Source organism: Halalkalicoccus sp. NIPERK01 (genome assembly GCF_030287405.1).
Taxonomy (GTDB): Archaea; Halobacteriota; Halobacteria; order Halobacteriales; family Halalkalicoccaceae; genus Halalkalicoccus.
Map to the genome: position 1 here is coordinate 462047 of NZ_JASVVV010000002.1, position 13285 is coordinate 475331.

The following is a 13285-nucleotide window of genomic DNA, read 5'->3' on the forward strand; positions in this document are numbered from 1 at the left end:
GGTCCGTCCGGAGGGCGGTTAGGCGTTACTCACTGCTCTAACGCCTCGATCGCCACGAGCGACTCGCCCGTCAACGCCCGGACGTACGCCCCGCCCGCGATCGAGACGTGCGAGAAGTCGCCCTCGCTCAGCCCGTACATCCCGATCGCTCTCGACGTATCTCCGCCGCCAACCACCGAGAAACAGTCCGTCCCGGCGATGGCGTCGAGCACGCCGACGGTCCCCTCGGAGAAGCGCTCGTCCTCGAAGACCCCGAGCGCCCCCTTTACGAAGACGGCCTCGCTGTCGGTGACGACTTCCTCGTACCCCTCGACCGTCTCACTTCCCACGTCGAGAAACGACGTCTCCTTCTCGACGCCCTCGACCGCCACTTCCGCGCGCTCGCCCGACTCGTCCCCGTAGGCGAGGTCCACGGGCAGTCGGATGCGATCCCCGTACGAGTCGAGCAGTTCCCGTATCGTCCCTTCCTGTTCGTCCCACTGCTCGTCGAAAAAGTCGGTGCCCTCGACGTCGTAGCCGACGTCGTGGCCCGCGGCCCGGAGGAAGAGTTCGCCGACGATCCCGCCGAGGAGAAAGGTGTCGACGCTCTCGACGCGCTCCATGACGTGAATGAGGTCGTCGGCCTTCGTTCCCCCGAGGACCATCACGACGTGGCCGTCGAACTCCCGGCGCTGGATCGCGGAGTTGGCCTCGTACTCGGCCTCCATGACGCGACCTGCATACGAATCCATCACCTGCGGAAAGCCGACGATCGAGGCGTGCGCGCGGTGCGCCGTCGAGTAGGCGTCGTTGACGTAGGCGTCGAACTCCTGGGAGAGGGTCTCGACGAGCGCGCTCTCGGCGTGTTCCTCGGGCGTGCGGTCGGCCAGTTCCTCGTCGACCATCCGGACGTTCTCGAGGAGGAGGATCTCGCCCCGATCGAGTCCGCGGATCGCCTCAAGCGCCGCCTCGCCGTAGGTGTCGGGGACGTACCGCACCTCGCGATCGAGGTGCTCGGAGAGGATTTTCGCGTGGGATTCGAGCGAGACGAACGTCTCGCGGCCGGGTCGGCCCTGGTGGGCCAGCACGGCGACCGCGTGGCCGGCGTCGGCGAGTTCCCGCAGGGTCTCGGCGTGGCGCGAGAAGCGGCGGTTGTCCCGCACCTCGCCGTCCTCGACCGGCGAGTTGACGTCGATCCGGACCAGCAGGCGCCCCTCCTCGGGCAGGTCGTCGATCGTTTTGAACATGCCTCGAGGGAGGTCGACAGCGTTAATAAAAACCGGGCCCCGTGCCCGCGGTTTCAGGCCGCCGCCTCGGCGCGCGTCCGCTCGTCCTGGGCGATCACGTACTTCGCGAGGTCGAGCATCCGGTTGGCGAAGCCGTACTCGTTGTCGTACCACGTCAGCACCTTGACCTGCCCGCCCTCGACCGAGAGCGTCGACTCGAGGTCGACGTACGAGGAGAAGGGCAGTCCGAGGATGTCCCTGGACACGATCTCGTCGTCGGTGTAGCCCAGCACGCCCGCGAGGTCGCCGTCGGCGGCGTTACGGAACGCCTCGTTGACCTCCTCCGCGCCGACGTCGGCCTCGAGGTCGACCGTGAGGTCGGTGATCGAGCCGTTCGGGACGGGCACGCGCATCGCCATCCCGTCGAGCTTGCCCTCGAGTTCGGGCAGGACCTCGGTGGTCGACTGGGCCGCGCCCGTCGAGGTCGGGATGATGTTCTCGGCGGCGGCCCGGCCGCGCCGCGTCTTGCCCTGCGGGCCGTCGACGAGGCTCTGTGTTCCCGTGTATGCGTGGACCGTCGTGAGGAGGCCCGATTCGATGCCGAACTCCTCGTCGAGCACCTTCGCGACCGGCGCGACGCTGTTGGTGGTACACGAGGCGTTCGAGAGCACGTCGTCGCCGTCGTACTCCTCGTGGTTGACGCCGTAGACGATCGTCGTGACCGGCTCCTCGCCCTTCGGCGGGGCCGAGATGATCACCTTCTCGGCGCCGGCTTCGAGGTGCTGGGCGGCGTCCTCGCGCGTGCGGAAGATGCCGGTCGCCTCAAAGGCGACGTCGACGTCCAGTTCGTCCCACGGCAACTGCGTCGGGTCCTTCTCGCTGAACGTCGGGACCTCCATGTCGCCGTAGACGAGCGTCTCGCCGTCGAGTTCGAGCCCGTCGAGGCGACCCTGGACGGTGTCGTACTTCGCGAGGTAGCGCATGTCCTCGGCGTCCATGATGTCGTTGATCCCGACGAGTTCTACTCCGGAGGTGTCCATGACGGCCCGGAAGACGTTCCGGCCGATCCGCCCGAACCCGTTGAGTCCCACCCGCACCGGTTCGTCCTCGAAGTTCTTACTCATATTCGAGTTATTGTTCCCGGGGGGCTAAGTATCTTGCGACGGTCCCCGGTAGGCGGTGCATAACCGGGGTTCTCACGGCCCGAAGCACCGTGTAGACGGCTACGGGTCGAACGACCTTAGTCACTCCCCAAGCGTGTCGCCGACCGGAGTTACTCGCTTCCGAGTTAGTTTCTTAACTATTAACTCGTAAATATTATTCCCCCTGACGTCCCACCATCACGTGTATGCTCAAGGTCGGTATCAACGGGTACGGCACCATCGGCAAGCGCGTCGCGGACGCGGTCGCCGCCCAGCCCGATATGGAAGTCTGTGGGGTCTCGAAAGCCAGTCCCGATTTCGGTGCCGACGGTGCGGTGCGCCGGGGATACGCGCTCTACTCCGCCCGTGAGGACCGCGTGAGCGCGTTCCGGGAGGCGGGCTACGACGTAGCGGGGACCAGCGAGGACCTGATCGCGGAGAGCGACATCGTCGTCGACGCCACCCCCGGCGGGATCGGCGCGGAGAACCGCCCGCGCTACGAGGCCGCCGGGACGCCCGCGATCTTTCAGGGGAAGGAGGCCGACGACATGGTCGACACCAGCTTCAACGCGCGGGCGAACTTCGAGGCCGCCGAGGGGGCGGAGTACGTCCGCGTCGTCTCGTGTAACACGACGGGGCTCTCGCGGCTCGTTGCCCCCCTCGAGGAGGCCTACGGCGTCGAGAAGGTGCGCGCGACGCTGGTTCGACGCGGCGGTGACCCCGACCAGACGGGACGGGGGCCGATCAACGACATCCTCCCCGACCCGATCGCGGTGCCCTCCCACCACGGCCCGGACGTCAACACGATCTTTCCCGATCTCTCGATCGACACGATGGGGTTGAAGGTACCCGCGACGCTGATGCACATGCACAGCCTGAACATCGAACTCGAGAGCGCACCGACCGCGGCGGAGGTCCGTGACCTGCTCGCGAACGAATCGCGGATCTTCGTCGTGGACGACGACCTGGCGATCGACGGGACCGGCAAGCTCCGGGAACTGGCGCGCGACCGGGACCGGCCGCGGGGCGACCTCTGGGAGAACTGCGTCTGGGGCGAGTCGATCAACGTCCAGGATTCCGAACTCTACCTGTTCCAGGCGATCCACCAGGAGAGCGACGTGATCCCCGAGAACGTCGACGCGATCCGCGCGATGACGGGCCTCGCCGACAAGGACGAGAGCATGGCGATGACCGACGAGACGCTCGGGATCGGGCTGCCCGATCCCCGACAGGTGACGATGACGTCGCCGGCGCCCTGAGGCCCGCAAAACCTTTTGTCGCACAGGGACCTACCGGGAGTATGAGACGCGACGACCGCAACGACCCCTTCGACGATATTTTCCGCGAACTCGAGCGGATGATGAACGACGTGATGGGCGGCGGCGTCGAGGTAAACGACGCGGGCTTCGGCAGCGACACGCACGTCGACATCTACGAGACCGACGAGGAGATCCGCGTGATCGCGGACCTCCCGGGCGTCGAGAAGGGCGACATCGGGCTGACCTGCGACGGAAAGGCGCTGACGATCAGCGCCGCGAACGACCACCGCGACTACGACGAACGGATCGCGCTGCCGGGGCGCGTCGACGAACACTCCGCGCGCGCGACCTACAACAACGGCGTCCTCGAGGTCACGCTCACGCGCGCGGACGGGTCGGCCGCGATCGACGTCGATTAACGCTTATTCTCCGCCGGATCCACCTCCGGATATGGCCGAACCCGACGACCGCGAGCACCACAGCGTCCTGATCTACGACGGCGAGTGCCCGCTCTGTTCGGCGGCCGCGACGGCGATGCGCCGCCTCCCGGGTGTGGGGGCGGTCTCGTGGTACGACGACCCCGCCCAGGGGTTTCTCGCGGCGCAGTTCGAGGAGGTGCCCTTCGCGCTCGTGTTCGTCGACAGCCGCGAGGAGCGCGTGTACGCGGGCCGGGCCGCCGCGAACGAACTCTGCGAGCGCGCGGGCGTGCCTGTTCTGGTCCGGGACCTCGTCGGCGAGAACTACGAGGGGATCGCGGACGCCATCGAGACCGTCGTCGGCCAGGACCGCGATCCCGACCCGTACCACGACAGCTACCCGCTCGCCGAGCGGGCGAGCGAACGGTTCGAGGCGCTCTCGCGGGCGGCCGAGAGCACGGCCGTCGTCCCGACCTAGCTTTTCGGAAAATTCCGTCCTCCTCGAGGGGCGTGTGATTTCCTGATGGGAAATGACATGTGGTGAATCGGGAATCAAATTTTAAGTATCCCAAAACCGTTTGCCGGAACGGAGGAAATCATGAGCGAGAAACAACACGCAAGCGGCAGCGTCCAGCCGGGCGACACCAGCCAGCGCGTCGGAATGGAGACCATCCGCGAGCGGGGCGGCGACCCCGAGGAGATCCGAGAGAAGCTGATCGACGCCATCGGCGCGGAGTTCACCACGTACTACTACTACACGAACCTCCGGACCCACCTGGCGGGCAACGAGGACTACAAGGAGATCACCGAGGACGCGCGACTCGAGGACCGCGCGCACTTCGAGCTCGTCATGCCCCGGGTGTACGAACTCGACGGCATGATCCCCAACGACATCCGCGAGTTCGCGGACCGCGCGTCGTGTCCCGACGCCGAACTCCCGGACGATCCGTCGCCGGAGAACATCCTCGAGGTACTACTGGAAGCCGAGCGCTGTGCGATCCGCACCTGGAGCGAGGTCTGTGACATGACCCGCGACTGTGACCCCCGAACCTACGACATGGCCCAGCGCATCCTCCAGGAGGAGATGGACCACGAGGCGTGGTTCATCGAGCTGCTCAGCATGGAGCGCGACGGCGAGGTCAACCCGGCGGGCCACTTCGTCCGCGGCGAGCCCGGCGACGCGCCCCTCTCGACGAACAACCGGTTCAACGAGAGCGCCTAGGACGCCCGCACTCGAGCCCCCAGGTTTCCGTTTTTTGCGACCGTCAGCCCAACGGATCGACTGCCCGACGGACCTGTTCCAGGGGGTTTGACGGCACGTGCTCGCCGTGGGCCGACACGCCGACGACGCGCTCCCAGCCGTCCCGGCGGACGTACAGTCGCAAGCCCGCCGACGAGAACCGGAGTTGGCGGCGGGCTCCGTCTCGCCGACGGGGATCACGTCGAGGTCGGTGCTGTAGTCGGCCCTCGACGGGCCGTACTCGAAGTCACCGGCCGAATCGACCGTCTGGGCGACCTCGTGGGCGGTCGCGGCGAGTGCCTCCGACCAGTAGCTCGCCAACTCCTCAACGAGATCGACGAGATCCCGATTCGCGGGTTCGGGGATCGGAACGCCGTGCTCGACGAGCAGGCCGGCGAAGCGTTCGCCGTCGACGAGTTCGATTCCCTCGCGCTCGGCGAGCGTCTCCGCGCCGGGCGCGAACCCGCTCGTCGTGACGACGACGTCGACGCCCGCCTCGGTGGCCTCGCGGATCGCCCGTTCGCTCACGACCGCGGGCGGGGCGTACTGGAACGCGATCACGAGAGTCCCGTCGGGAAGCCGGATCTCGACGCTTCGGTCGGGCGAGGGCGGGGAGACGTCGAGGTCCCTCTCGGGGACGTTCCAGGCGGCGGCGACGAACGCGGTGAGCAGTTCGTAGAACGCCGCCGGGTCGAGCGCGTGAAGCCGTCTCGTCACGGGAGTCGATCCCACACGAAACGGTGGGTGTGCGACGGATTACCCTTTTGCGCGCGCGCGTATCAGCGCCGCGAGCCGGTCGTCGAAGCCGGGTTCGTACTTCGTGGCGGCGTCGACGGTCGGCCGGGCGTTGGTCTCGGAGACGACCGCCCTCCCCTCGGAGACGAGCAGGTCGACGCCGAGAAACGGGACGTCGAGGACCGCCGCGCTCCGCTCGGCGAGGTCACGCAGGTCGTCGGACAGGGCCACGCCCGTCGCCCGCGCGCCAGCGTGGACGTTGTGTTTCCAGCCCTCGCCCGACCGTTCGACCGCGCCGGCGTACTCGCCCCCGACGACCATCGCCCGGTAGTCCCGCGCGTCGGGGAGGAACTCCTGGACGAGAAACGACTTGTCGTCGGTCGCGGGAAAGTCGTGGACGAGCCCCAGGTAGTCACAGATTCCGAGGAACGAGTCGAGGTCGGCCGCGAGCGTGACGCCGGCCCCCCGGGTGGTGGAGTTGGGCTTGACGACCACGGGCGGGTCGAAGCGCTCGAAGACGGCCCGAAGCTCCTCGCGCGGGACGGGGTTCGAGACCACGACGGTCTCGGGTACCGGGAGTCCGGCACGCGAGAGGCGCGCGATGACCTCGCCCTTGTTGCGCGAGGCGAGGACCGCCTCGCGGTCGTTGACCCACGGGATCCCGAGGAGGGCGTCGGCGACGCCGCCCTCCATGAGCCGCGGGGGGTAGACGAGGCCGACGTCGAACCCCTCGGGCGACCACGGCGGGTCCGAGAGCGAGAGGGTCCGCTCGGATGTTCGGAGGTGGCGGACCTCGATCCCCCGGTCGGGGAGCGTCGCCCCGAGGCGTTCGAACGTCTCTGCACGGGTGGCGACCGCGAGTCGCACCATGCGGGTCGCTGGGAGCGAGGGCCCAAAGACCCCTCGAATCGCCCGCTCAGTCGGTGCCGCGCCACTCGCCGATGCGTTCGGAGACGACCGTCGAGACGTCCGCGAGGTAGGCCGTCCCCCAGAGCGCGACGACGAGCGCGCCGAGCGCGTCGAACAGCAGGTCGACGACGGTGTCGTCGATGCCGTGCTGGACGAGGACGGCCTCGACGCCCAGTCGGGTGGCAGCCAGATCGATGAGGAACTCGAGGATCTCCCAGACGACGCCCGCCGCGAGGACGAACAGCGCGAGGACGACGACCATCGTCCGCGCGGGGAGGTAGACCTCGTCGGAGTGAATGTCGATCGCGCGCACGAGCGTGTAGCCGGCGGCCGCGACGACCGACGCCGACAGCGCGTGGGTCAGCGCGTCCCAGCGGACGGGCCACTCGTAGGGCCCGACCGTGCCCAGCGCGTGAAGAAACACCGCGGCCGTGATCCAGAGGACGAGACCGGGGTCCATCGGCAGTTCGTAGTCACGTTCGAGGATCGCCGGGACGAACGTGATCGCGAGCGCGACGGCGCCGTTGGCGACGACCGAGAGGCTGCCGGCGAGCAGGCCACCGACCACGAGGAGCGCGAGCGTCGCCTGCATCGCCCGGGAGGCCCCCCGCTGGTAGCGCTCGGGAACCCCGAGTCGGTCGCGAAGTCGCCCGTCCCGCTCCGGCGCGGGCGCCGTGGGTGGCCCCGTCGACCGGTCCGAGGTTCGAGCGCGCCCGCGGAAGTAGTAATCGAAGACGATCCCCGCCCCGACGCCCGCGAGCGCGGCGTAGACGAACTCGACCATCACCGCGGCGTTGATCGCCTCCCCGCTCCGGCCGTCGAACAGGTAGGCCGTCCCGAGCGCCACGTCGGCGAGCCAGCGGACGACCGCCCAGACCCCGGCGACCGCGAGCGTCGCAATCACCACGAACCCCACCGCGAAGGCGTGGTTCATCCGCACGGCCGTGAACCCGTCGAGGTCGACGGCGATGACGAGCGCGATCGCCGCGACCGAGAGGTAGGTGGCGATCCCCGACCCGAACGTCGACCCGACGAACGACCCCCAGAGGACGGGAACGCTCGCGAGCAGGAGCAGTTCCCACGGCGGCATCACCGCCGGGTCCCGGAGGACGACCGCGGGCAGGACGGAGATGCCGACGACCGTCGTGACGACCGCCGCCCACAGCAACGCGCCGTCGGCCGTGCTCGTGACGGCGACGCCGCCCATCGCGAGCACGAACCCCCACGACAGGACGGCGTTCAGGCGGGTCACGGCGAGCAGCCCCCCGGGCCGATCGCGCCGTTCCATACCGTCCAGTACCGCCCGCGGGTACAAAGGGTGTGCGTCGCGCGATAGAGCCATATACGTCCGTCGGATAGGAAAGGTCACGATGATGGCGACGACACACGCGCTGGTCGGGATGGCGCTGGCCCTGCCGGCGGCCTACGCCGTCCCGGAACTCGCGCCGGTGGTCCTCGTGGCGGGGCTGGTCGGCGGGCTGTTTCCCGATCTGGACCTCTACGTCGGCCACCGAAAGACGCTCCACTACCCGGTGTACTACCCGATCGCCGCCGGTCTCGCGCTCGTCTGGGCGCTGCTCTCGCCCGGCACCCTGACGGTGGCGCTCGCGACGTTCCTGCTCGGGGCGGCCGTCCACTCGGTCATGGACGCCTTCGGCGGGGGCCTGGAGATGCGTCCCTGGCTCGAAACGGCCGACCGGGCCGTCTACGACCACTACCGGGGGCGGTGGATCGCCCCGAAGCGAGGGGTGCGCTACGACGGCGCGCCCGAGGACCTCCTGCTGGCCGTCTCGGCGGCGCTGCCGATGGTTGTCCTCCTCGACGGCCCCCTCTCCGAACTAGTCGTCGTCCTCGTGGCCGTCTCGGCGGGCTACGCGCTCGTCAGGAAGCAACTGGTACGGATCACGATGTGGATCGTCTCTCGGCTACCGACGCGGATACGGACGCGGCTCCCGAGCCGGTACCACGAAACGTAAAAAGGATCTCAGGAAACGAGCAGTTCCTCGCCGCGCTCGACCCTGATCGTGCACGGCGGCGAGACCTTGTTGTACGCGCGCCGGAGCGCCTCCTTCGCGACGGGGGCGTCCTCGACCTCGCACCAGATGGTGAACACGCGCTCGCCCTTCCCGATCCGGGCGGCGGTTCCTACCACTTTGCCGAACGCCTGGCGCATCCCGTCGGAGACGCGGTCCGCGCCCGCGCCGGTCGCCTGCTTGTTCTCCCGGAGGACGTGGTGGGGGAACTTCCGGAGGATCGCGGCGTAGTTGAACTCGCCGAGTTCCTTGATGAGGTGGCGGTTCATCGCCAGCCGGGAGGCCTCCAGCGCGCCGTTTCGGATCTGGCACTCCTCGTCGAGGTACAGCGAGATCTGGACCGGCCAGTCCTCGCGGTCGCGGTCCCGGTCGCCCATGCGGTGCTGTGCGATCTTCGAACCGGGGATGCCCGTGATGTACTCGCGGCGCGTGTAGGGCTGTTTGGAGATCTCCCGGTACATCGAGGCGGGTTTGTCTACCATAGATACTCTTGTCGGATTTCAGGCGAACGCGACACATAACCCCTTCGAAGCGGGGCGCTCGGAGGGGGTTAGCCCGTCTCGGGGTCGGTTCGACAGGGTAGTCAGGAGGGTCGCACCGGTCGGGCGGTGCGCGCACGCAGGTACAGGAGCGAGGCGACGGTCCAGACGAGCGCGCTGCCGGCGAACGCGCCGAGGACGTTCGCGGCGACGTCGAGCAGCGAGAAGGTGCGGTGCGGGACGACCGCGTGGAGCAGTTCGACCGCCAGCCCGTAGCCGGCGACGACCGCGAACGCGGACAGGAACGTCCGGGACGCACCGAGAGAACGCGCGAACGCGCCGGCGTGGAGCGCCGCGCAGAAGAGGGCTCCGAGCGTCGCGTACCCGAGGAAGTGCAGCCACGTCGTGATCCGGACGGGCCCTGTCGGGACGGACAGGCCCGTCAGGACGGCGAGGTTCGCGGAGGAGGCGAGCGCGCCGGCCAGCAGGAGGCCCGCGACGCCCGCGACGGCCCACCAGCGCGCCGGACGGATCGGGAGTCGGATCGCCCGTCGCGCCGGGCGTGTCTCGTCAAACATATCAGATAAATATAGTAAGATATCATAGGTGTTGCGGCGATTCCGTTCGTGACGGATTCGGTAGTCGATCCTGACAATATTCCGAGATTCTCGCGTGTGGGTAGTTCCCGCCCGGAAAACGCCGACTCGGAGAATCTGGTGTAAAACCCCTGAATCAGAATAGTACGACTAGAAAGTGATCGGAAGAAGAGGGAGTCGGCGCGTTAGAATCTACTCAAAACACCTTTTAATTTCTATACTAATTCACAAAGCTTATTATATGACGACATCTCGATAGGCATACCCCTACCCGAAGGACGGCCTGAGTATCGCCCGATCGGTGGCCCATGTGGGTCCTACCGGGTGAGAAAGGGTTGTCGATCGATCAAAAACGAAACATGAAACAAGAACACACACTACGCGAAAAGGGACAGGCGCTGTTCCTTGCCGCCCTGATGGTCCTCTCCGTGTTCGCCATGTCCGCTGCGTTTGCGGGCTCGGCGGCTGCGGCTAACCACAGTGGCATTAGCGCGACCGTCACCGCTGACAACGCAGCGGCCGACGGTACTGAGCAAGTAACGTTTGAGGTACAGGCTGTAGATGGGAACGGTGAGCCCGTTAATGAATCGGGTCTTACCATCACCGTTGATGACGCTGGAGATGTCGGGTCTCTCGGCGGCATCGCTGCTGAAGATACTGCGACCACTGACGCAAACGGTGTAGCAACCTTCACCGCAACGGCGGACAGTGCGGGCGAGTACACCGTTCAGTTCAGTGAAAACGGAACCGTTGACACTGCTACGGCTACCTTCGTTCCTGCAGGCAGCATCAGCGGGACGGTGACGGATGCCGCCGGTAACGGAATCGATGGCGCCACGGTGAGCGTCGAGGGTACGGACCTCTCAGCGACCACTGGCGCAAATGGTGACTACACCATCGAAAACGTCCCTGATGACGAGCACACCGTTGTGGCCTCCGCAGACGGCTTCGAGAACGGTAGCACGACGGCTACTGTCTCAGGTGGTAACGCTGCAACTGCTATCGAGGACATTGTACTCGGACTCGCTGCGCCCGACAACGCGGACGCAGTGGCCGAGGACGGCATGACCTACTGGCAGGGTCAGGACCTGTTCTTCGAGGCTGACGACGGCAGCAACAGCGCCGGTCAGACCTATCAGGTTCGAACGAATGACAGCGATAACAGCCTCGTGACCGAGTTCGTTCTCGGTGACGACGGCTCGGCAATCATCAGTACCAGCGGCCTCGATGGCAACTACAAGATCGTTGACGAAAACGGCAACAACGTAGTTACCAACATGGAGGTCGCACAACAGAACCTCGACGCCGAGTTCAACCCGGACAGCGTTGTTGACGAGGGCGCGGACAGCGAGTCCAACCTCGACCTCAACTCGAACCGTGGTACCTACGAGGTCGAAGTGACCTCGGAGGACCTCAGCCAGAGCGAACTCCAGACGATCTTCGGCGACAGCGTCGACAGCTCCACTGATGACGGCGTCGTCCTCTCCAGCAGCGATACCAGCGCTGACTTCAGCGGTGTCGACACTGGCGAGTACAACGTCACCGTCGAAGTGACTGACACGGACGCTTCGGATGACGCCACGATCGAAGTGACCGAGGCGGCCGCCGCTTCGGCTCAGTTTGACTCCTCCACCTACAGCCAGGAAGCCGGTGACATCGTCGAGTTCACCGTCGAACTGGAGGGTGGCGCGAGTGAAGCAACCGTCAACCTGACGGAAGACGACGAGAACTACGACGCGAGCATTAACGTTGTTGACAACGACGGCGACGGCGAAGTCACCGTCTACTTCAACACCTACAACGCGGGTAAGGAGGGCGCAGATACCTTCTACACCGCGGATGACAGCGAAGATACTGTTAGTCTCAATGGTGCCTTCGGCGGAGAGGGTGAGACGGAGCTTAGCGAGGATTACCGACTCCTCCCCGCTGACTTCAACCTCGAACTGTACGTCGGCAACGAGGAAACCGACCTCGCCACGCTCGTCCTGAACGAGCGCTCGACGGGTGACATCGACACGGCGATCGCACCCAACGGTGAGGACATCTCCTCCGACGTTGACGCCCTTGAGAACGCGACGACGCAGAGCAGCGAAGTCGCCACGGATGACCAGCTGGTCATCGGCGTCGACGTCTCCGGTGTCTTCGGTCAGCTGGCGAACGGTGACTTCGCCAGCAGCGACCTCAACCTCACGATTGAGCAGTCGAACCCCGCCCGATACACTTCCGCTAACACGATCGAGAACTTCGATGTCGTGACGGATGCGGAGAACAACCGCATCTACTTCGTCGTCGACACCTCCGAGGCCGGTATCGAGGCCGATCAGGAGTACGACGTGACCTTCAACGTGAGTGAGGACTACGTTAACTCCTACTCCGAGGGCGACGACAACGACGCAGAGGAAGCCACCACGAGCTTCAGTGTCGTCGAGCGGACCCTCGAAGTCACCGGTGACTTCAACGACGAGGATGTCCTGCAGGTCGAGAACGGTGAAGAGGTCAACATCACCGGCGAGTCCAACGCGGCACCCGGCTCGGACGTCCGTGTCCGGCTCCGCGCCACCGGTGACAACCCGTTCCTGATGAGCCAGACGGCACAGGTCGGTGACGACGGCACGGTCGACACTGCCTTCGACCTCAGCGAGTACGAGGCCGGACAGAACTTCACCGTCCGCATGACCGACAACAACGGTGCTGAAGAGGTTCAGGACAACGTCGACGCGACGCTCGTCGAGTCCTCGGGCGATCAGGAACCCCACCAGGTGACGATCACCGTCGAGGACGCTGACGGCAACGCGGTCTCCGGCGCTGACGTCACGATCGACGGCCAGACCGAGACCACCGACGACAACGGTGAGGCCACCTTCGAACTCCAGCACGGCGAGTACGACGTGACCGCCAGCTACGAGGGCGAAGAGGCCAGCGGCACCATCACCGTCGACGACGACTCCTCGAACACGGGCACGCTGACGCTCGGCGAGAGTGACGGCGGCGACATCACCGACCCCAGCGAGGGCGAGGACCCCGGCGAGGGTGAAGACCCCGGTGAGGGCGAAGACCCCGGCGAGGGTGAGGACCCCGGCACCGGTGACGGTGGCGACGGCGGCGACGGTGGCGACGGCGGCGACAGCGAGGATCAGCCCGGCTTCGGCATCGCCGTGGCCCTGATCGCGCTGCTGGCCGCGGCCGGCATCGCGCTCCGCAAGCGCGCCTAACCACAGAGAACCAACCGGATTCCCGTCCGGTCCCCGCTGACGCACTCCATTTTTTCGAG

The 13285-nt window shown here is 66.5% G+C and carries 13 protein-coding genes; 7 read left to right on the plus strand and 6 right to left on the minus strand.

Annotation, left to right across the window (positions count from 1 at the left end; all coding sequences use genetic code 11):
• Positions 1 to 29 precede the first annotated feature (29 nt).
• Together QRT08_RS08480 and gap are read right to left on the minus strand one after the other, a co-directional pair.
• Positions 30 to 1226 carry a phosphoglycerate kinase gene (locus QRT08_RS08480; RefSeq protein WP_286045505.1) on the minus strand — a complete coding sequence of 399 codons (1197 nt, stop codon included), beginning with the start codon at positions 1224 to 1226 and terminating at the stop codon, positions 30 to 32.
• A gap of 53 nt (positions 1227 to 1279) precedes the next feature.
• The gene (gap, locus tag QRT08_RS08485) at positions 1280 to 2329 is read right to left on the minus strand and encodes a type I glyceraldehyde-3-phosphate dehydrogenase (protein ID WP_286045506.1); all 1050 of its coding nucleotides are present in this window, start codon (positions 2327 to 2329) and stop codon (positions 1280 to 1282) included.
• Positions 2330 to 2553: 224 nt separating this feature from the next.
• On the opposite strand from gap, the gene QRT08_RS08490 reads away from it, so the two are divergent.
• From QRT08_RS08490 to QRT08_RS08510, 5 genes are all read left to right on the plus strand, one after another.
• Positions 2554 to 3606, plus strand: coding sequence for a type II glyceraldehyde-3-phosphate dehydrogenase (locus QRT08_RS08490; RefSeq protein WP_286045507.1), 1053 nt, complete (start codon positions 2554 to 2556; stop codon positions 3604 to 3606).
• Between the two features lie 41 nt (positions 3607 to 3647).
• Positions 3648 to 4025, plus strand: coding sequence for an Hsp20/alpha crystallin family protein (locus QRT08_RS08495; RefSeq protein ID WP_286045508.1), 378 nt, complete (start codon positions 3648 to 3650; stop codon positions 4023 to 4025).
• Positions 4026 to 4056: 31 nt separating this feature from the next.
• On the plus strand, positions 4057 to 4500 hold the full coding sequence (locus QRT08_RS08500; RefSeq protein ID WP_286045509.1) for a DCC1-like thiol-disulfide oxidoreductase family protein: 444 nt from the start codon (positions 4057 to 4059) through the stop codon (positions 4498 to 4500).
• Between the two features lie 120 nt (positions 4501 to 4620).
• A complete protein-coding gene (gene dps, locus QRT08_RS08505; protein WP_286045510.1) occupies positions 4621 to 5244 on the plus strand; it encodes a DNA protection during starvation protein in 624 nt (207 codons plus the stop codon).
• Positions 5245 to 5734: 490 nt separating this feature from the next.
• On the plus strand, positions 5735 to 5941 hold the full coding sequence (locus QRT08_RS08510) for a hypothetical protein (protein WP_286045511.1): 207 nt from the start codon (positions 5735 to 5737) through the stop codon (positions 5939 to 5941).
• A gap of 77 nt (positions 5942 to 6018) precedes the next feature.
• Here QRT08_RS08510 and QRT08_RS08515 read toward each other — a convergent pair whose 3' ends face one another.
• Positions 6019 to 6867, minus strand: a complete 849-nt coding sequence (locus QRT08_RS08515; RefSeq protein WP_286045512.1) for an ATP-grasp domain-containing protein — start codon at positions 6865 to 6867, stop codon at positions 6019 to 6021.
• A gap of 46 nt (positions 6868 to 6913) precedes the next feature.
• A complete protein-coding gene (locus QRT08_RS08520; protein WP_286045513.1) occupies positions 6914 to 8194 on the minus strand; it encodes a DUF2238 domain-containing protein in 1281 nt (426 codons plus the stop codon).
• A gap of 85 nt (positions 8195 to 8279) precedes the next feature.
• On the opposite strand from QRT08_RS08520, the gene QRT08_RS08525 reads away from it, so the two are divergent.
• The gene (locus QRT08_RS08525; RefSeq protein WP_286045514.1) at positions 8280 to 8882 is read left to right on the plus strand and encodes a metal-dependent hydrolase; all 603 of its coding nucleotides are present in this window, start codon (positions 8280 to 8282) and stop codon (positions 8880 to 8882) included.
• Between the two features lie 8 nt (positions 8883 to 8890).
• On the opposite strand, the gene QRT08_RS08530 is transcribed toward QRT08_RS08525, so the two are convergent.
• Complete coding sequence (locus QRT08_RS08530; RefSeq protein WP_286045515.1) at positions 8891 to 9421, minus strand: 50S ribosomal protein L16; 531 nt, start codon at positions 9419 to 9421, stop codon at positions 8891 to 8893.
• 101 nt (positions 9422 to 9522) lie between these two features.
• Positions 9523 to 9996 carry a VanZ family protein gene (locus tag QRT08_RS08535; RefSeq protein ID WP_286045516.1) on the minus strand — a complete coding sequence of 158 codons (474 nt, stop codon included), beginning with the start codon at positions 9994 to 9996 and terminating at the stop codon, positions 9523 to 9525.
• A 377-nt stretch (positions 9997 to 10373) separates the two neighbouring features.
• Here QRT08_RS08535 and QRT08_RS08540 point away from each other — a divergent pair, with 377 nt between their 5' ends.
• A complete protein-coding gene (locus tag QRT08_RS08540; RefSeq protein WP_286045517.1) occupies positions 10374 to 13226 on the plus strand; it encodes a carboxypeptidase regulatory-like domain-containing protein in 2853 nt (950 codons plus the stop codon).
• Positions 13227 to 13285 lie beyond the last annotated feature (59 nt).